Source organism: Escherichia sp. MOD1-EC6300 (assembly GCF_002965045.1).
Taxonomy (GTDB): domain Bacteria; phylum Pseudomonadota; class Gammaproteobacteria; order Enterobacterales; family Enterobacteriaceae; genus Escherichia; species Escherichia coli_F.
On record NZ_PTRH01000001.1, the window covers coordinates 330959 to 351167 of the forward strand.

Sequence of the window (20209 nt, forward strand, 5' to 3'; positions counted from 1 at the left end):
GCATAAGGAGTTTGCCGCCACCGCTACCCTACTCATTTTCGGAGATGTGTTATGTCTGATACCAAACGTAATACAATCGGCAAATTCGGCTTGCTCTCGCTGACTTTTGCCGCCGTTTACAGCTTTAACAACGTTATCAATAATAATATTGAGCTTGGACTGGCCTCGGCACCAATGTTTTTCCTCGCGACGATTTTTTATTTTATTCCCTTCTGTCTGATCATCGCAGAATTTGTTTCGTTAAATAAAAACTCGGAAGCCGGTGTCTACGCGTGGGTAAAAAGTTCGCTGGGCGGACGTTGGGCATTTATTACTGCCTATACCTACTGGTTCGTAAACTTGTTCTTTTTCACCTCATTATTGCCGCGCGTTATTGCTTACGCCTCGTATGCTTTCCTCGGCTACGAATATATTATGACACCGGTTGCCACCACCATTATCAGTATGGTGCTGTTCGCCTTCTCCACCTGGGTTTCCACCAACGGGGCGAAAATGCTGGGGCCAATCACCTCCGTCACTTCAACGCTGATGCTGCTGTTAACGCTCTCCTACATTTTACTGGCAGGCACGGCGCTGGTTGGCGGCGTACAGCCTGCCGATCCGATCACCGTTGACGCGATGATCCCTAACTTTAACTGGGCGTTCCTCGGCGTTACTACCTGGATCTTTATGGCCGCAGGTGGCGCGGAATCTGTCGCGGTGTACGTTAACGACGTCAAAGGCGGTTCAAAATCGTTTGTTAAAGTGATCATTCTCGCCGGGATTTTTATCGGTGTACTGTATTCCGTCTCCTCGATGCTGATTAACGTCTTCGTCAGCAGCAAAGAGTTGAAGTTTACCGGCGGATCGGTGCAGGTATTCCATGGCATGGCGGCGTATTTTGGTCTGCCGGAAGCGTTGATGAATCGCTTTGTCGGTCTGGTGTCCTTTACCGCAATGTTCGGTTCCCTGCTGATGTGGACCGCAACGCCGGTAAAAATTTTCTTCTCCGAAATCCCGGAAGGCATCTTTGGTAAGAAAACCGTCGAACTGAACGAAAACGGCGTTCCGGCGCGCGCGGCATGGATCCAGTTCCTGATTGTCATCCCGCTGATGATTATCCCGATGCTCGGTTCCAATACCGTGCAGGATCTGATGAATACCATTATTAATATGACCGCCGCAGCATCCATGCTTCCGCCATTATTCATCATGCTGGCTTACCTGAATTTACGCGCCAAATTAGATCACCTGCCACGCGATTTCCGTATGGGCTCCCGCCGCACAGGTATTATCGTTGTTTCAATGCTGATTGCGATATTTGCCGTAGGGTTTGTCGCTTCGACATTCCCGACTGGCGCGAATATTCTGACCATCATTTTTTATAACGTCGGCGGTATTGTTATCTTCCTCGGCTTTGCGTGGTGGAAATACAGTAAATATATAAAGGGATTAACGGCTGAAGAGCGCCATATTGAAGCGACGCCAGCCAGCAATGTTGATTAAGCAGAATAATAAAAAATGAGCAGGCATTTTTCCTCTTCCTGGATGGGGAGAGGGAAAATAGTTTCTGCCTTTATATTTTTATAATTACAACGATAAAAGGCTGTACTTTTTCTTTAGCTCATGGATTAACACAATGAAATTAATCACTGCACCATGCAGAGCATTACTTGCTCTGCCGTTTTGCTACGCCTTTTCTGCGGCCGCTGAAGAAGCACGTCCGGCAGAACATGACGACACAAAAACACCCGCAATGACCTCGACATCTTCTCCTTCATTTCGTTTTTACGGCGAATTAGGGGTTGGTGGATATATGGATTTAGAGGGTGAGAATAAACATAAATACAGCGACGGCACCTATATTGAAGGTGGCCTGGAGATGAAGTACGGCTCCTGGTTCGGCCTGATTTACGGCGAAGGCTGGACCGTGCAGGCCGACCACGACGGTAATGCCTGGGTGCCTGACCATAGCTGGGGCGGTTTCGAAGGTGGGATTAACCGTTTCTATGGCGGTTATCGTACCAATGATGGCACCGAAATCATGCTCAGTCTGCGTCAGGATTCCTCGCTGGATGACCTGCAATGGTGGGGCGATTTCACGCCCGATCTGGGCTACGTCATTCCCAATACCCGCGACATTATGACCGCGCTGAAGGTACAGAACTTAACCGGCAACTTTCGTTATAGCGTCACCGCCACACCTGCCGGACATCATGACGAAAGCAAAGCCTGGCTACATTTTGGCAAATACGATCGCTACGACGACAAATACACCTATCCGGCAATGATGAACGGTTACATCCAGTATGACCTTGCCGAAGGCATCACCTGGATGAACGGTCTGGAAATTACCGACGGTACCGGACAACTCTATCTCACTGGCCTGCTTACCCCTAACTTTGCCGCTCGCGCCTGGCACCATACCGGACGCGCCGACGGACTGGACGTACCGGGAAGTGAAAGTGGGATGATGGTGAGCGCCATGTATGAAGCGTTCAAGGGGATTTATCTCTCTACCGCTTACACGTACGCCAAACATCGCCCTGACCACGCTGACGATGAAACCACCTCTTTCATGCAGTTTGGTATCTGGTACGAATACGGCGGCGGACGTTTCGCAACGGCTTTTGATAGCCGCTTCTACATGAAAAATGCCTCTAACGATCCCAGCGACCAACTCTTCCTGATGCAATATTTCTACTGGTAAAAGGACAATAATCTCATGAAAATCAAAACTATTTTAACGCCAGTAGCCTGCGCTCTACTGATAAGTTTTTCCGCCCATGCCGCTAATGCCGACAATTACAAAAACGTGATTAACCGTACCGGCGCACCGCAGTACATGAAGGATTACGATTACGACGATCACCAGCGTTTTAATCCGTTTTTCGATCTCGGATCCTGGCATGGTCATCTGTTGCCAGACGGCCCGAATACCATGGGCGGTTTTCCAGGCGTTGCGCTGCTGACGGAAGAATACATCAACTTTATGGCCAGCAATTTCGACCGCCTGACCGTCTGGCAGGACGGCAAGAAAGTCGACTTCACGCTGGAGGCATACAGTATTCCCGGCGCGCTGGTGCAAAAACTGACAGCAAAAGATGTGCAGGTTGAAATGACTCTTCGCTTCGCCACGCCGCGCACGTCACTACTGGAAACCAAAATCACCAGCAATAAACCGCTGGATCTGGTGTGGGACGGCGAACTACTGGAAAAACTGGAAGCGAAAGAAGGGAAACCGCTTTCCGATAAAACCATTGCTGGCGAATACCCTGACTATCAGCGCAAAATCAGCGCCACCCGTGATGGCCTGAAAGTCACCTTTGGCAAAGTGCGCGCCACCTGGGATCTGCTGACCTCCGGCGAATCAGAATATCAGGTGCATAAATCCCTGCCAGTGCAGACTGAAATCAACGGTAATCACTTTACCAGTAAGGCGCATATCAACGGGTCGACGACGCTCTATACCACCTACTCCCACCTGCTGACCGCTCAGGAAGTTAGCAAAGAGCAAATGCAGATCCGCGATATTCTGGCGCGTCCGGCGTTTTATCTCACCGCCTCGCAGCAACGCTGGGAAGAGTACCTGAAGAAAGGGTTAACCAATCCGGATGCGACGCCGGAACAGACGCGCGTCGCGGTGAAAGCCATCGAAACACTCAACGGTAACTGGCGCTCACCGGGCGGGGCGGTGAAATTTAATACCGTCACACCGTCGGTGACCGGGCGCTGGTTCTCCGGCAATCAGACCTGGCCGTGGGATACCTGGAAACAGGCGTTTGCGATGGCGCATTTCAATCCGGAGATCGCCAAAGAGAATATCCGCGCGGTCTTCTCCTGGCAGATCCAACCTGGCGACACCGTGCGTCCACAGGATGTGGGATTTGTCCCCGACCTGATTGCGTGGAACCTTAGCCCCGAGCGTGGCGGCGATGGCGGCAACTGGAACGAACGCAATACCAAGCCCAGCCTTGCCGCCTGGTCGGTGATGGAAGTGTACAACGTCACCCAGGATAAAACCTGGCTGGCAGAGATGTACCCGAAACTGGTGGCCTATCACGACTGGTGGTTACGTAACCGCGATCATAACGGCAACGGCGTGCCGGAATATGGCGCGACCCGCGATAAAGCCCATAACACCAAGAGCGGCGAGATGCTGTTTACGGTGAAAAAAGGCGATAAAGAAGAGACGCTGTCTGGGCTGAACAACTACGCCCGCGTGGTGGAGAAAGGCCAGTACGACAGTCTGGAAATTCCGGCACAAGTTGCTGCGTCGTGGGAATCGGGCCGTGATGACGCCGCCGTCTTTGGGTTTATCGACAAGGAACAGCTGGATAAATATGTCGCTAACGGCGGCAAACGTAGCGACTGGACGGTGAAATTCGCCGAGAACCGCAGCCAGGACGGAACGTTGCTGGGCTACTCGCTATTGCAGGAGTCGGTGGATCAGGCCAGCTATATGTACAGCGATAACCATTATTTGGCAGAGATGGCAACTATCCTCGGTAAGCCGGAAGAGGCCAAACGCTATCGCCAGTTGGCGCAGCAGCTCGCGGACTACATCAATACCTGTATGTTCGACCCGACCACGCAGTTCTACTATGACGTGCGCATTGAAGATAAACCGCTGGCGAACGGCTGCGCGGGCAAACCGATTATTGAGCGCGGTAAAGGGCCTGAAGGCTGGTCGCCGCTGTTTAACGGTGCGGCAACGCAGGCCAATGCCGACGCGGTGGTGAAGGTGATGCTGGACACCAAAGAGTTCAACACCTTTGTACCGCTGGGAACGGCGGCGTTAACCAACCCGGCTTTTGGCGCGGATATCTACTGGCGCGGGCGCGTATGGGTGGACCAGTTCTGGTTTGGTCTGAAAGGAATGGAGCGTTACGGTTATCGCGATGATGCCCTGAAACTGGCGGATACGTTCTTCCAGCATGCAAAAGGATTAACCGCCGACGGTCCGATTCAGGAGAATTACAACCCGCTGACAGGTGCACAGCAAGGGGCTCCAAATTTCTCCTGGAGTGCCGCACATTTGTATATGTTGTATAACGATTTTTTCCGTAAGCAGTAATTTGCAACGGCTGGCGGATGCGGCGTAAACACCTTATCCGCCCTACATGTGCGTTCCGTAGGCCGGATAAGACGCGGCAAGCGTCGCATCCGGCATCTGCACCGCGCCACTGGCGGATGCGGCGTGGACACCTTATCCGCCCTACATGTACGTTCCCCCAGGTCGGATAGGACGCGGCACGCATCGCATCCGGCATTACCACTAGCGTATTCTTTTTGATTCCCATCACAAACCCCGCATTCCCCTTTTCCCTTTTCCCCGGCGACGGCTAAATTAGAACTCATCCGACCACGTAACAATTATTTTACATGCTGGATAATTTATGAGCTACCCGTCGCTGTTTGCCCTGCTTGATTTAGGTTTTACCACGTTAAAAAACCGCGTGTTGATGGGTTCAATGCACACCGGGCTGGAGGAATACCCGGACGGTGCCGAGCGGCTGGCGGCGTTTTATGCTGAACGCGCCCGTCACGGCGTGGCGCTGATCGTTAGCGGCGGTATTGCACCTGATTTAACAGGCGTTGGCATGGAAGGCGGTGCAATGCTCAATGACGTCAGCCAGATCCCGCACCATCGCACCATTACCGAAGCGGTACATCAGGAAGGCGGCAAAATCGCCCTGCAAATTTTGCATACCGGACGCTACAGCTACCAACCGCATCTGGTAGCGCCCTCCGCGTTGCAGGCCCCCATCAACCGTTTTGTTCCTCATGAACTCACCCATGAAGAGATCCTGCGACTGATCGACGATTTCGCCCGCTGCGCGCAACTGGCGCGGGAGGCCGGATACGATGGCGTAGAGGTGATGGGTTCCGAAGGGTATTTGATCAACGAGTTTCTGACTCTGCGCACCAACCAGCGTAGCGACCAGTGGGGCGGCGATTACCGCAACCGGATGCGGTTTGCTATTGAAGTGGTACGTGCGGTGCGCGAGCGCGTCGGCAACGACTTCATTATTATCTATCGGCTGTCGATGCTCGACCTGGTAGAAGGCGGCGGGACTTTTACCGAAACGGTAGAACTGGCGCAGGCCATTGAAGCGGCGGGCGCAACCATTATCAACACTGGAATAGGCTGGCATGAAGCGCGGATTCCGACCATCGCCACGCCAGTGCCGCGCGGCGCATTTAGCTGGGTCACACGCAAACTGAAAGGTCACGTCTCATTGCCGCTGGTGACCACCAACCGGATTAACGATCCGCAGGTTGCCGACGATATTCTCTCGCGCGGTGATGCCGATATGGTATCGATGGCGCGACCGTTTCTTGCTGATGCGGAGCTGCTGTCAAAAGCGCAATCGGGGCGAGCCGATGAGATCAACACCTGCATTGGCTGCAATCAGGCCTGTCTCGATCAGATCTTTGTCGGCAAGGTCACCTCGTGCCTGGTGAATCCTCGCGCCTGCCACGAAACCAAAATGCCGATCCTTCCCGCCGTGCAGAAAAAAAATCTGGCGGTGGTCGGCGCAGGTCCGGCGGGGCTGGCGTTTGCCATCAATGCGGCGGCGCGTGGTCATCAGGTAACGTTGTTTGATGCACATAGCGAGATCGGCGGGCAGTTTAATATCGCCAAACAGATCCCCGGCAAAGAGGAATTTTACGAAACATTGCGCTACTACCGCCGGATGATCGAAGTGACTGGCGTGACACTGAAACTTAATCACACCGTGACCGCAGATCAGTTAAAGGCGTTCGATGAAACGATCCTCGCCAGTGGGATCGTACCGCGCATTCCGCCCATCGACGGGATCGATCATCCGAAGGTGTTGAGTTATCTCGACGTACTGCGCGACAAAGCGCCGGTGGGCAACAACGTCGCCATCATTGGTTGTGGTGGGATTGGCTTTGATACAGCGATGTATTTGAGTCAGCCAGGGGAGTCCACCAGCCAGAATATCACCGAGTTTTGTAATGAGTGGGGAATCGACAGTAGCCTGCAACAGGGTGGTGGGTTAAGCCCGCAGGGAATGCAGATCCCCCGTAGCCCGCGACAGATTGTGATGCTTCAACGCAAAGCCAGCAAACCAGGGCAAGGGTTGGGCAAAACTACGGGCTGGATCCATCGCACCACCCTACTCTCACGGGGTGTAAAAATGATCCCAGGCGTAAGTTACCAGAAGATCGACGATGAAGGGCTGCATGTGGTGATCAACGGCGAACCGCAAATTTTGGCGGTAGATCATGTGGTGATCTGCGCGGGGCAGGAGCCAAACCGCACGCTGGCGCAACCGCTCATTGATAGCGGGAAAACCGTGCATTTAATTGGCGGCTGCGATGTGGCTATGGAGCTGGACGCACGACGGGCGATCGCGCAGGGAACACGGCTGGCGCTGGAGATTTAAATCGTTGTTTGAAGCGCCGGATGCGACGCATCCGGCACGTCGCGTTAATCAATAAACAAGGCGGGAGAAATGCCGAATCGCGTTGCCAGTTTTTTAGCGTGTTCCAGCGTTAATTTCCTCTTCCCGCTCAAAACGCGTGACACCATCGATTTACTGCCAATTTCCGGCAGATCGGAAAGGGTTAAACCATATTGATCCATAAGGGTACGAATCACAGCTATACCGCCAGGCATGGCTTGAGCCATGGCATTAAATTCAGCAAATTCGGGCGCTGATTCTTCCCACGCGGTTATTTTGGCACACACCAGATCCAGCAAGGGGTTTTCAGGATCGTTGAGCAGCAGATGATCTACCAGTTCCAGCGCCTGGGTGTATTGTTCCTCGTTCTGAATACCCGCCAGAAAAGGTGCCACAGCAGTTAGCTTTTCTCCTGCTTGTAAGATGTCGGCAATCGCAATCATTTTTTCCCCTTAGTACGATGAACGGCGGTAAAGAAATCGTATTCTTTATGCGTCATAACTTCACGTATGTAGCACTTTTGCGATTCAAAAAAGACCATTGCTACAACACGTAATTCATTGCCCCCGACATTGAAAACATAATGCTTATCCAGATATTTGAAGTTATCCAGAGAAGGGAATACTGCTTTTAATGACTCAGGTTTTTTGAAATATCCCTTAGCAATCGTGTTCCCCAGAGCCACCAACTCCGTTTTATGTTGCGGGTATTTTTCCGCAGCATCTTTCAATGCTTTTTGAGTTATCATGTGCATTCTTCATCACGTCCGTTGACAAATTGGCAACATGATAACATCCGTTGACAGATTGGCAACGGATGAATTTATCTGTGTGACGGAAGAATAAACGTAGAAAAACGCTAAACAAGAGAATGTAGAGGATGGTGACAGGGATTTTTTGTTTTATGGAAGCGCGATTCCAGAACTGGGCAGACATTGCCGGATGCGACGCTTGCCGCGTCTTATCCGACCTGGGGGTAATGTGCTGAACGTAGGCCGGATAAGGCGTTTACGCCGCATCCGGCAGGTAACTCCCAATCTTACCGACGACGCCCCAGTTTCACCGCTTTCAGCACCACAAATTTATTATTCGTAGCGATGGTGGTGCAATTGCCGAAAATTTTCTTCAGTTTATGGAAGTAATCCAGGTGACGGTTGGCAACGATATACAGCTCGCCGTTGATTTTCAGGCAGCGGCGCGCGTGGTGGAACATTTCCCAGGCAACGTTATCGGTCAGTGCATGTTGCTGGTGAAACGGCGGGTTGCAGAGCACAGCATTAAAGCGGAAAGGCTCCACGCCGGAGAGCGCGTTGTTGATCATAAACTCGCAGCGATCCAACGCCTCTGGCATGTTGGTTTCAACATTCAAACGGCTGGAAGCAACCGCCATCGGTGATTCATCGACAAACACCACTTTCGCCTGCGGGTTTTTATCAAGCAGCGTCAGGCCAATAACGCCGTTACCACAACCGAGATCGACAACCTCACCCTCGAGATTCTCTGGCAGATGCTGCATAAAGAAGCGCGCGCCAATATCAAGCCCGGTGCGTGAGAAGACATTCGCATGGTTGTGGATAGTCCAGTCAGTACCCTCCAGCTTCCAGCTAACGGTCTGCGGTGCATCAACCAGCGGCGGCTCGTTGAAAGTGCAGTTAATCAGGCGCGCTTTCTTCCATGCCAGCGTGGTGGTGGTCGGGCCGAGCACTTTTTCGAACAGTTCCAGCGTGGAGGTGTGAATGTCACGGGCTTTAGCACCGGCAATAATACGTGTATCCGGCGTGACTACTTTGCGCAATGCGCGCAGTTGCTGTTCCAGCAATGCCAGTGTTTTCGGCACTTTGATCAGTACCACGCCCGGCTGTTGCGGGTAGTCAGCGGTGCTGTCGAGAAACTTCACGCTCGATTCATCAATCCCGTTGAGGCGTAAATTCTCGCGCGTCGCCAGTTCGCTGATGTATGAGTCGCCAATGCTGTACGGCTTATGTTCCGCCAGCGCACAACTTAACGCCCCAAAGGCATCATTCAGGATTAACACCGGGCCGCGGATTTCTGTGTCGTCCAACTGTTGCAGCAAATATTCATCTGCCGCTTCCCACGCCTGTAGCGGGTTAACGTCATCCGTCGCCGGAAAACGTTGTAGTGTCAGTGAACGGAAACCGTTGTCTAAGTGGCTCATCGGCCCTCCTGAATGATAAAATTTCGACGTTGCCCCTGAAAAGGGTGCGTGAGTATACCCTTTTTCTCTTTTTCGTGGGCGGTTATGAGCAATCTTACTTATCTTCAGGGTTATCCCGAACAGTTGCTTTCCCAGGTGCGCACGCTGATTAATGAACAGCGTCTGGGCGATGTGCTGGCAAAACGCTATCCGGGAACACACGACTACGCCACCGATAAAGCCCTCTGGCAATATACTCAGGATCTGAAAAATCAGTTTCTGCGTAATGCTCCACCGATCAATAAAGTGATGTATGACAACAAGATCCATGTGCTGAAAAACGCGCTCGGGTTACATACCGCTGTTTCGCGTGTGCAGGGCGGCAAGCTGAAAGCAAAAGCAGAGATCCGCGTCGCTACCGTGTTTCGCAACGCGCCGGAACCGTTTTTGCGCATGATCGTGGTGCACGAGTTGGCGCACCTGAAGGAGAAAGAGCACAACAAAGCGTTTTACCAGTTGTGCTGTCATATGGAACCGCAGTACCACCAGCTTGAGTTCGACACCCGGCTGTGGCTAACGCAGTTGTCGCTTGGGCAGGACAAAATCTGAAAATAATTTCAGGCGTTATCTTTTCCTCCTTTAGCGCCTAAAATCGACCTCCCCCCTTTCGTTAAGGATAACGACCATGCTGCGCGCCTTTGCCCGCCTTTTTCGCCGCGTTTGTTTTTCTCGCCGGACTCTAAAGATTGCCTGCTTACTGTTACTTGTGGCAGCAGCGACAATTTTTATCGCCGATCGCGCAATGGTCAACGCCAGCAAGCAGCTGACCTGGAGCGATGTTAACGCCGTTCCAACACGCAACGTGGGTTTATTGCTGGGAGCGAGGCCGGGTAATCGCTACTTTACCCGACGTATTGATACCGCAGCAGAGTTGTACCACGCCGGAAAAGTGAAATGGCTACTAGTGAGCGGCGATAACGGACGTAAAAATTACGATGAAGCCTCAGGCATGCAGCAGGCTTTGATCACTAAAGGCGTACCCGCAAAAGTCATCTTCTGCGACTATGCCGGATTCTCAACGCTTGATTCGGTGGTGCGTGCCAAAAAGGTGTTTGGTGAAAGCCATATCACTATTATTTCGCAAGAATTTCATAACCAACGCGCCATCTGGCTGGCAAAACAGTACGGCATCGATGCCATCGGGTTTAACGCACCAGACCTGAATATGAAACATGGTTTTTATACTCAGCTGCGGGAGAAACTCGCTCGCGTCAGCGCAGTGATTGACGCGAAAATCCTCCATCGACAGCCAAAATATCTCGGGCCGTCGGTCATGATTGGGCCGTTTAGCGAGCATGGCTGTCCGGCGAAAGAATAATGCATATCTGCGCACGTCGAAGATGAAAAAGGCGTGCTACATTGACGGCAGAATCCCTTTATGGAGTATCCACGCGTTATGATACGTTTCGCTGTGATTGGCACGAACTGGATCACCCGCCAGTTCGTCGAGGCCGCCCATGAGAGCGGTAAATACAAGTTAACCGCTGTCTATTCCCGCAGCCTTGAACAGGCCCAGCACTTCGCCAATGATTTTTCTGTCGAGCATCTGTTTACATCGCTGGAAGCGATGGCAGAAAGCGATGCCATTGACGCGGTGTATATTGCCAGCCCGAATGCCCTGCATTTTTCCCAGACACAACTTTTCCTTAGCCATAAAATTCATGTGATTTGCGAGAAACCGCTGGCGTCGAATCTGGCGGAAGTGGATGCCGCCATTGCCTGTGCGCGGGAAAATCAGGTGGTGCTGTTTGAGGCATTTAAAACCGCCAGCCTGCCGAATTTCCATTTGTTACGCCAGGTACTGCCGAAAGTTGGCAAATTGCGTAAAGTCTTTTTCAACTATTGCCAATATTCCTCGCGATATCAACGTTATCTGGACGGCGAGAATCCCAACACCTTCAATCCGGCATTCTCCAACGGTTCAATTATGGATATCGGCTTTTACTGTCTGGCGTCGGCGGTGGCGTTATTTGGTGAACCGAAAAGCGTGCAGGCAACCGCCAGTTTGCTGGCAAGTGGTGTGGATGCCCACGGCGTGGTGGTGATGGATTACGGTGATTTCAGCGTTACCTTGCAGCACTCAAAGGTCAGTGATTCTGTGCTGGCAAGTGAGATTCAGGGCGAAGCGGGATCGCTGGTGATTGAAAAACTGTCTGAATGCCAGAAAGTTTGCTATGTGCCGCGCGGCAGCCAGATGCAGGATCTTACCCAACCGCAGCATATTAATACCATGCTGTACGAAGCAGAGCTGTTCGCTACCCTGGTGGATGAACATCTGGTAGATCATCCAGGGCTGGCGGTCAGTCGTATCACCGCCAGGCTGCTGACCGAGATCCGCCGCCAGACCGGGGTGATTTTTCCGGCAGATAGCGTAAAACTATAATAGCCAAAGTAAAACAGTGTAAAAGGGATGTAACAGACCATTGACTGACCGAATGGTCTGTCATACTTTGTTACCTGCAAAGGGGAGTAACTTCATTGCCGGTCGATCGTCATTACGATGTGTGAAAAACCACATCCGGTCACCGGGCAACCCGAAAGGAATACGCAGACGTATTCCTTTTTTGTTGTAAGTGAGACCTTGCCGGAAGGCGAGGTCTATGCATAAAAAGCAGCGGCTGACGTCTTCCGACGTTGGCCGTTTTTTTATGTGTAAGGAACTTCTATGAATACTGTCGGCACGCCGTTGCTATGGGGCGGATTCGCTGTTGTTGTCGTCATTATGCTGGCTATCGACCTGTTGTTGCAGGGGCGTCGCGGGGCACATGCCATGACCATGAAACAGGCTGCGGCCTGGTCGCTGGTCTGGGTGACACTGTCGTTATTGTTTAATGCCGCTTTCTGGTGGTATCTGGCGCAGACACAGGGGCGCGAAGTCGCGGACCCTCAGGCATTGGCCTTCCTCACGGGTTATCTGATTGAGAAATCACTGGCGGTCGATAACGTCTTCGTCTGGCTGATGTTGTTCAGCTATTTCTCTGTTCCGGCGGCATTACAACGCCGCGTGCTCGTGTATGGCGTACTCGGGGCGATTGTTCTGCGTACCATCATGATCTTCACTGGCAGCTGGCTGATTTCGCAGTTCGACTGGATCCTGTATATCTTCGGTGCCTTCCTGCTGTTTACTGGCGTGAAGATGGCGCTGGCTCATGAAGATGAATCAGGTATTGGTGACAAGCCGCTGGTGCGCTGGCTGCGCGGTCATTTGCGCATGACCGACACCATCGACAACGAGCATTTCTTTGTGCGTAAGAATGGTTTGTTGTATGCCACGCCGCTGATGCTGGTACTGATTCTGGTGGAGTTGAGCGACGTGATTTTCGCCGTGGATAGCATTCCGGCTATCTTCGCCGTGACCACCGATCCGTTTATTGTGCTGACCTCAAACCTGTTTGCGATCCTCGGCCTGCGTGCGATGTATTTCCTGCTGGCGGGCGTAGCAGAACGTTTCTCGATGCTCAAATATGGTCTGGCGGTGATTCTGGTGTTTATCGGTATCAAGATGCTGATTGTCGATTTCTACCATATTCCGATCGCCGTTTCGCTGGGCGTGGTGTTTGGCATTCTGGTGATGACGTTTATTATCAACGCCTGGGTGAATTATCGGCATGATAAGCAGCGGGTGGGATGATTTTTAATCTGCCTAAGCCGTGTACCTTGTCATCAACATGAGCACCGTTTTCTCCCTCTCTCTTCCAGGGAGAGGGGACTGACCGAGTACTTTTTTGACGTTGTCATCAGTCTGGAAGCCGCACGTTGGGCTTTATTTTTATGTCAAACAAATGTAACCATTAAGTTGCAAAATATGACCTCTCTTTAAAATCCAGCATTTTTCGCTTCCCGAAGCTGTAACTTTCCTTATACTCGACCTTGCAAACACTTTGTTACATCCTGAAAGATGCGTCGACAGAACGCACCAGGGATGTGCGACAACACAATGAAAGGATCGAAAAATGACTACGCAACGTTCACCGGGGCTATTCCGGCGTCTGGCTCATGGCAGCCTGGTAAAACAAATCCTGGTCGGCCTTGTTCTGGGGATTCTTCTGGCATGGATCTCAAAACCGGCGGCTGAAGCTGTCGGTCTGTTAGGTACTTTGTTCGTTGGTGCCCTGAAAGCTGTAGCGCCGATTCTGGTGCTGATGCTGGTAATGGCATCTATTGCTAACCACCAGCACGGGCAGAAAACCAACATTCGCCCTATTCTGTTCCTCTATCTGCTGGGCACCTTCTCTGCTGCTCTGGCCGCGGTAGTCTTCAGCTTTGCCTTCCCTTCTACCCTGCACTTGTCCAGTAGCGCGGGTGATATTTCGCCGCCGTCAGGCATTGTCGAAGTGATGCGCGGGCTGGTAATGAGCATGGTTTCCAACCCCATCGACGCGCTGCTGAAAGGTAACTACATCGGGATTCTGGTGTGGGCAATTGGCCTCGGTTTCGCACTGCGTCACGGTAACGAGACCACCAAAAACCTGGTCAACGATATGTCGAATGCCGTCACCTTTATGGTGAAACTGGTCATTCGCTTCGCACCGATCGGTATTTTTGGGTTGGTTTCTTCTACCCTGGCTACCACCGGTTTCTCCACACTGTGGGGCTACGCGCAACTGCTGGTCGTGCTGGTTGGCTGTATGTTACTGGTGGCGCTGGTGGTTAACCCATTGCTGGTGTGGTGGAAAATTCGTCGTAACCCGTTCCCGCTGGTGCTGCTGTGCCTGCGTGAAAGCGGTGTGTATGCCTTCTTCACCCGCAGCTCTGCAGCGAACATTCCGGTGAATATGGCGCTGTGTGAAAAGCTGAATCTGGATCGCGATACCTATTCCGTTTCTATTCCGCTGGGAGCCACCATCAATATGGCGGGCGCAGCAATCACCATTACCGTGTTGACGCTGGCTGCGGTTAATACGCTGGGTATTCCGGTGGATCTACCAACGGCGCTGCTGTTGAGCGTAGTGGCTTCTCTGTGTGCCTGTGGCGCATCCGGCGTGGCGGGGGGGTCTTTGCTGCTGATCCCACTGGCCTGTAATATGTTCGGTATTTCGAACGATATCGCCATGCAGGTGGTTGCCGTCGGCTTTATCATCGGCGTATTGCAGGACTCTTGCGAAACCGCGCTGAACTCTTCAACTGACGTGCTGTTCACTGCGGCAGCTTGCCAGGCAGAAGACGATCGTCTGGCAAATAGCGCCCTGCGTAATTAATTGTTTAACCCCTTTCGTCTACTGCGGAAGGGGTTGTTTTCTCTACTTTAAACGGATCAATTCCCCTTTTCTGCATCCGCCAGAAACGAATGATATTCAGGCCATTCATGAGCAGAAAACTCCCCTCAATCATCGTGCCGCCTATCGACCCCGCCCAGAAGTTGTGAATCACCCAGCAACACGTTGAAAACCACATTACGCAGCGCATGGTCAGCCCTTTACAGCGGAATAGCGCCCAGGTACTGACAATCGTGCCGATAACCGGCAATAGTTCGACAGGATGATGGAACTTCGCGAGGCCAATTCCGCCAGTCAGCACAATAAAAATCGCCATTACCCATAAGCTGCGCGTGCGTAAGGTAATCAATGTACGAATGGCATTAAGGATGGCACTGGCACCAGCGGGATAGGTGCCCAGAAGAAAAAAATGTACGCCAATAACGGCGCTATAGACCGAAAGCTGCTTTTTGAAGCGACGTTCGTCACGATTGAAAAATGTTGTGATACCAATCAGAAAGGCGATGACACCCACGCCCTGGGCCAGCCAATACGCGGTCATGATAAATCCTTAGCAGGTATGGAAAAGCAAACGGCGCTTCACATTATGAAACGCCGTTTTTTATTAACAACTCATTTCGACTTTATAGCGTTACGCCGCTTTTAAAGATCGCCAGTTCACGGAAGTCGTTACGCTCGTTGCAGGTTTGCTTACCGTTGGCAAACTCAACGATGGTATCGATAAATTCTTCCAACAACTGCGGCATCGCTTTACCGTGGATCAGCTGACCCGCGTCAAAGTCGATCCAGTGCTTTTTCTTCGCCGCCAGTTCGCTGTTGGTGGCGATTTTCACCGTCGGTACAAAACCGCCGTATGGCGTGCCGCGACCAGTACTGAACAGCACCATATGGCAGCCCGCGCCCGCCAGAGCGCTGGTCGCTACGGCATCGTTACCCGGCGCACTTAACAAGTTCAGCCCCGGCGTTTTCAGACGTTCGCCGTAACGCAGCACGTCAACCACGACGCTGGAACCCGCTTTCTGGGTACAGCCAAGTGATTTGTCTTCCAGCGTGGTGATACCGCCCGCTTTGTTCCCCGGCGATGGGTTTTCATAGATCGGCTGGTCATGGGCAATAAAGTACTGTTTGAAGTCGTTGACCATAGTGACCAGTTTTTCAAACGTTGCTTCGTCGCGGCAATGGTCCATCAGCAACTGCTCTGCGCCAAACATCTCCGGCACTTCGGTCAGTACGGTAGTACCGCCGTTAGCAATCACGTAGTCAGAGAAACGCCCCAGCATCGGGTTAGCAGTAATACCAGAAAGACCGTCAGAACCACCGCACTCCAGACCAAACTTCAGTTCGCTGAGTTTGCCTGGCTCACGCTTGTCGTTGCGCATTACGTTATACAACTGATGCAAATGCGCGATCCCGGCTTCGATCTCATCATCCTGCTGTTGGCAGATCATGAAATGAACGCGTTCAGGATCGATATCGCCCAGCGTTTCACGGAATGCGGCAACCTGGTTGTTTTCACAGCCCAGACCAATGACCAACACGGCGCCCGCGTTCGGGTGGCGCACCATGTTTTGTAGCATGGTGCGGGTATTGATGTGATCGTCGCCCAGCTGCGAGCAGCCGTAGGTGTGGCTGAAGAGGAACACGCCGTCAGTACCTTCGGCGTTGTTGGTCTCTTTCAGGAAACGGTTCTGGATCTGCCGCGCGATGCCGTTAACACAACCCACGGTTGGCAGGATCCACAGCTCATTACGCACCCCGACATCGCCGTTCGCGCGACGATAGATCTGCACTTCACGATCTGCCGCTTGCGCAGGCAGATCCTGAAAATCAGGTTGATAGCGATACTGATCCAGATCGCTCAGATTCGTGCGCGTATTGTGGGCGTGAACGTGTTCCCCCGCCGCAATATCCGCCAATGCATAACCAATCGGCAGGCCATATTTAATGACGTTGGCCCCTTTTGCGATATCCGTTAACGCAAATTTATGTCCACGAGCAACATCCTGGCGCAGCGTAACAGTCTGGTTATCGACACTGACTTCTGTGCCTTCCGCCAAATCTGCTAAAGCAACCGCGACGTTATCCAGCGCATGGATCTTGATGTATTGCATATCAACCCCAGACCTTAGTTCAGTTCAATGGCGAAGTAGTCACGCGCATTGTTAAAGCAAATATTTTTCACCATCTCGCCCAGCAGGTTGATGTCCGCCGGTGCTTCGCCCGCTTCCACCCAGCGGCCAATCATCTGGCACAGAATGCGGCGGAAGTATTCGTGACGGGTGTATGACAGGAAGCTACGGCTGTCAGTCAGCATACCGACAAAGCGGCTCAGCAGACCGAGCTGCGCCAGTTGGGTCATCTGACGTTCCATACCGTCTTTCTGATCGTTAAACCACCAGCCGGAACCGAACTGCATTTTGCCCGGCATTCCTTCGCCCTGGAAGTTACCGATCATGGTACCCAGTACTTCGTTATCGCGTGGGTTCAGGCAGTACAGAATAGTTTTCGGCAGCAGGTTTTCTTCGTTCTGTTTGCTCAGCAGCTTAGACAGTTCTTCCGCCATCGGACGGTCGTTGATGGAGTCAAAGCCTACATCCGGCCCCAGCAGTTTGAACTGACGCAGGTTGTTATTACGCAGTGCGCCGATGTGGTACTGCTGTACCCAGCCGCGACGTGCGTATTCGGCACCAAGGAACACCAGCACCGCAGTTTTGAACTGTGCCACTTCGTGCTCGCTCAGGGTTTCGCCTGCCAGACGGCGCGCCAGAATGCTGTCCAGTTCCGCTTCGTTCGCTTCAGCAAACATCACCACGTCCAGCGCGTGGTCAGACACTTTACAGCCGTGAGCGGCGAAGTGATCCAGACGTTTGGTCAGGGCAGTTTGCAGATCAGCAAAGCGGCGGATGTCGGTATCAGAGACTTCACCCAGCTTCGCCATGTAGTCGTTAAAGGTCGCCTGTTCGATGTTAAAGGCTTTGTCCGGACGCCAGCTCGGCAGCACTTTGATGGTGAAAGAGCCGTCTTTGGCGATCTCAGCGTGATGCTCCAGAGAATCGATCGGGTCATCGGTGGTGCCGACCATTTTCACGTTCATCTGCTGCATGATGCCGCGCGCGGAGAAGTTATCCTGCGCCAACAGTTCGTTACATTCGTTCCAGATTTCATCCGCGGTAGACGGAGACAGCAGTTTACCGGTAATACCGAATGGACGACGCAGTTCAAGATGCGTCCAGTGGTATAACGGGTTGCCGATAGTGTGCGGAACGGTCGCCGCCCAGGCGTCAAATTTTTCACGGTCAGACGCATCACCGGTACACAGACGCTCAGCCACGCCATTAGTGCGCATAGCACGCCATTTGTAGTGATCACCTTTCAGCCAGATGTCATACAGATTTTTAAAGCGGTAGTCTTCTGCGATTTGCTGCGGCGGCAAATGGCAATGGTAATCGAAAATCGGCTGGTCTTTTGCGTAGTCGTGATACAGACGGCGGGCAAATTCGGTATCTAACAGGAAATCTTCAGTCATAAACGGAGTCATTTTCGTCTTCCTCTCAACGAGTGAGCTAGCTTGCTTATGGTGCGATGCTGACAAAGTTATCACACCAATTTCCAGAGTCCGAAGATATTTTCGTGAGATAGATCAATAAACGTAGTTAAAAAAATTACTCTCAAAGTGGTAAATCTCGCTGCAAGCCGCGCCAGTACTGGCCTCGCTGTCATCAGGTAATGTCCCTACAAATATTCCCACATTTGTGATGGCTCTCACCTTTTAAAGTTGTATGACAAGTTATCTTTCTGCCGTCGCAAATCATAAGTCGACGGAATGCAAATTGCCGATTCATTCATTTGTTAGATGAATCGGGTTAACCGGTACGGAAGCCGAATTAGCACGAAACTTTCATGGCAACGTTCGGGGCGTGCCGGTTTTTTTTCGGTTACCCGGTCGTAACTAACATCTTCAGCCTCTGGCGGGATGATGGCCGCGCTTCCTGCGGATATAACAAAACGATGAGGTTTTACATGCGTAAAATTAAAGGGTTACGTTGGTATATGATCGCACTGGTGACGCTCGGCACCGTGCTTGGTTACCTGACGCGTAACACTGTGGCGGCAGCTGCGCCAACTCTGATGGAAGAGTTAAACATCTCCACCCAACAGTATTCCTATATCATCGCAGCCTATTCTGCTGCTTATACGGTCATGCAACCGGTAGCAGGTTATGTACTGGATGTGCTGGGTACGAAAATCGGTTACGCAATGTTTGCTGTACTGTGGGCTGTGTTCTGTGGCGCAACCGCGCTGGCAGGTAGCTGGGGTGGCCTGGCGGTTGCTCGTGGTGCGGTAGGTGCTGCAGAGGCGGCGATGATCCCGGCGGGTCTGAAAGCCAGTTCCGAATGGTTCCCGGCAAAAGAGCGTTCCATCGCGGTCGGCTACTTTAACGTAGGTTCTTCGATTGGTGCGATGATTGCGCCGCCGCTGGTGGTATGGGCAATCGTGATGCACAGCTGGCAGATGGCATTTATCATCTCCGGTGCGTTGAGCTTTATCTGGGCGATGGCATGGCTGATTTTCTACAAGCATCCGCGCGACCAGAAACATCTGACCGATGAAGAACGTGACTACATTATTAATGGTCAGGAAGCCCAGCACCAGGTTGACACAGCGAAGAAAATGTCCGTTGGTCAGATCCTGCGTAACCGTCAGTTCTGGGGTATCGCGCTACCGCGTTTCCTGGCTGAACCTGCCTGGGGTACTTTTAACGCGTGGATTCCGCTGTTCATGTTTAAAGTTTACGGCTTTAACCTGAAAGAGATCGCGATGTTCGCCTGGATGCCAATGCTGTTTGCTGACCTTGGTTGTATCCTCGGTGGTTACCTGCCGCCGCTGTTCCAGCGTTGGTTTGGCGTGAACCTGATCGTTTCCCGTAAGATGGTAGTAACGCTGGGTGCGGTGCTGATGATTGGCCCAGGTATGATCGGTCTGTTCACTAACCCGTATGTCGCGATTATGCTGCTGTGTATCGGTGGTTTTGCTCACCAGGCCCTGTCTGGCGCACTGATTACGCTCTCTTCTGACGTGTTCGGTCGTAACGAAGTGGCGACGGCGAACGGTTTAACCGGGATGTCCGCATGGCTGGCAAGTACGCTGTTTGCACTGGTAGTCGGTGCACTGGCTGACACCATCGGCTTCAGCCCGCTGTTCGCAGTTCTGGCAGTATTCGACCTGCTGGGTGCGCTGGTTATCTGGACTGTGTTGCAGAACAAACCGGCGATTGAGGTGGCGCAGGAATCACATAACGATCCCGCACCGCAACATTAAGGCTTAACGTAAGTTGTAATGACGAAGCCGCCTGTTCAGGCGGCT

16 protein-coding genes are annotated in these 20209 nt (G+C 52.3%); 10 read left to right on the forward strand and 6 right to left on the reverse strand.

Features of this window, described 5'->3' with window-relative positions:
• Positions 1-51: 51 nt before the first annotated feature.
• The 4 genes from BGE37_RS01655 to fadH all read left to right on the forward strand — a co-directional run bounded on the left by BGE37_RS01655 (position 52) and on the right by fadH (position 7397).
• Positions 52-1485, forward strand: a complete 1434-nt coding sequence (locus BGE37_RS01655) for an amino acid permease (RefSeq protein WP_001285439.1) — start codon at positions 52-54, stop codon at positions 1483-1485.
• A gap of 133 nt (positions 1486-1618) precedes the next feature.
• Positions 1619-2689, forward strand: coding sequence for a protein YgjJ (gene ygjJ / locus BGE37_RS01660; protein ID WP_039021363.1), 1071 nt, complete (start codon positions 1619-1621; stop codon positions 2687-2689).
• Between the two features lie 15 nt (positions 2690-2704).
• Positions 2705-5056: an alpha-glucosidase gene (gene ygjK / locus BGE37_RS01665; RefSeq protein ID WP_105287705.1), complete on the forward strand. Its 2352-nt coding sequence runs from the start codon at positions 2705-2707 to the stop codon at positions 5054-5056.
• Between the two features lie 322 nt (positions 5057-5378).
• A complete protein-coding gene (gene fadH / locus BGE37_RS01670) occupies positions 5379-7397 on the forward strand; it encodes an NADPH-dependent 2,4-dienoyl-CoA reductase (protein ID WP_105287706.1) in 2019 nt (672 codons plus the stop codon).
• 44 nt (positions 7398-7441) lie between these two features.
• Here fadH and higA read toward each other — a convergent pair whose 3' ends face one another.
• The 3 genes from higA to rlmG form a co-directional block, all read right to left on the reverse strand.
• Complete coding sequence (gene higA, locus BGE37_RS01675) at positions 7442-7858, reverse strand: type II toxin-antitoxin system antitoxin HigA (protein WP_000560266.1); 417 nt, start codon at positions 7856-7858, stop codon at positions 7442-7444.
• Positions 7855-8169, reverse strand: a complete 315-nt coding sequence (gene higB / locus BGE37_RS01680) for a type II toxin-antitoxin system toxin HigB (protein ID WP_105287707.1) — start codon at positions 8167-8169, stop codon at positions 7855-7857. The genes higA and higB overlap by 4 nt, the downstream gene beginning before the upstream one ends.
• 284 nt (positions 8170-8453) lie before the next feature.
• Positions 8454-9590 carry a 23S rRNA (guanine(1835)-N(2))-methyltransferase RlmG gene (gene rlmG / locus BGE37_RS01690; RefSeq protein ID WP_000018675.1) on the reverse strand — a complete coding sequence of 379 codons (1137 nt, stop codon included), beginning with the start codon at positions 9588-9590 and terminating at the stop codon, positions 8454-8456.
• 84 nt (positions 9591-9674) lie between these two features.
• On the opposite strand from rlmG, the gene BGE37_RS01695 reads away from it, so the two are divergent.
• The 5 genes from BGE37_RS01695 (at position 9675) to sstT (ending at position 14827) form a co-directional block, all read left to right on the forward strand.
• Entirely contained in the window at positions 9675-10178 is a 504-nt protein-coding gene (locus BGE37_RS01695) for a M48 metallopeptidase family protein (protein ID WP_001295542.1), read from the forward strand.
• A 76-nt stretch (positions 10179-10254) separates the two neighbouring features.
• Entirely contained in the window at positions 10255-10947 is a 693-nt protein-coding gene (locus BGE37_RS01700) for a SanA/YdcF family protein (protein ID WP_032185166.1), read from the forward strand.
• Positions 10948-11025: 78 nt separating this feature from the next.
• Positions 11026-12012: a Gfo/Idh/MocA family protein gene (locus BGE37_RS01705; RefSeq protein ID WP_088541800.1), complete on the forward strand. Its 987-nt coding sequence runs from the start codon at positions 11026-11028 to the stop codon at positions 12010-12012.
• Positions 12013-12294: 282 nt separating this feature from the next.
• Positions 12295-13260: a TerC family membrane protein Alx gene (gene alx / locus BGE37_RS01710; protein WP_001098830.1), complete on the forward strand. Its 966-nt coding sequence runs from the start codon at positions 12295-12297 to the stop codon at positions 13258-13260.
• Positions 13261-13582: 322 nt separating this feature from the next.
• Positions 13583-14827, forward strand: coding sequence for a serine/threonine transporter SstT (gene sstT, locus BGE37_RS01715; protein WP_000211655.1), 1245 nt, complete (start codon positions 13583-13585; stop codon positions 14825-14827).
• Between the two features lie 4 nt (positions 14828-14831).
• Here the strand turns inward: sstT and BGE37_RS01720 are convergent, their stop codons facing one another.
• The 3 genes from BGE37_RS01720 to uxaC form a co-directional block, all read right to left on the reverse strand.
• A complete protein-coding gene (locus BGE37_RS01720; RefSeq protein WP_000128139.1) occupies positions 14832-15386 on the reverse strand; it encodes a YgjV family protein in 555 nt (184 codons plus the stop codon).
• Positions 15387-15468: 82 nt separating this feature from the next.
• The gene (gene uxaA / locus BGE37_RS01725; protein WP_001199369.1) at positions 15469-16956 is read right to left on the reverse strand and encodes an altronate dehydratase; all 1488 of its coding nucleotides are present in this window, start codon (positions 16954-16956) and stop codon (positions 15469-15471) included.
• Between the two features lie 14 nt (positions 16957-16970).
• On the reverse strand, positions 16971-18383 hold the full coding sequence (uxaC, locus tag BGE37_RS01730; RefSeq protein ID WP_000187442.1) for a glucuronate isomerase: 1413 nt from the start codon (positions 18381-18383) through the stop codon (positions 16971-16973).
• A gap of 482 nt (positions 18384-18865) precedes the next feature.
• Here uxaC and exuT point away from each other — a divergent pair, with 482 nt between their 5' ends.
• A complete protein-coding gene (gene exuT, locus BGE37_RS01735; protein ID WP_001298326.1) occupies positions 18866-20164 on the forward strand; it encodes a hexuronate transporter ExuT in 1299 nt (432 codons plus the stop codon).
• Positions 20165-20209 lie beyond the last annotated feature (45 nt).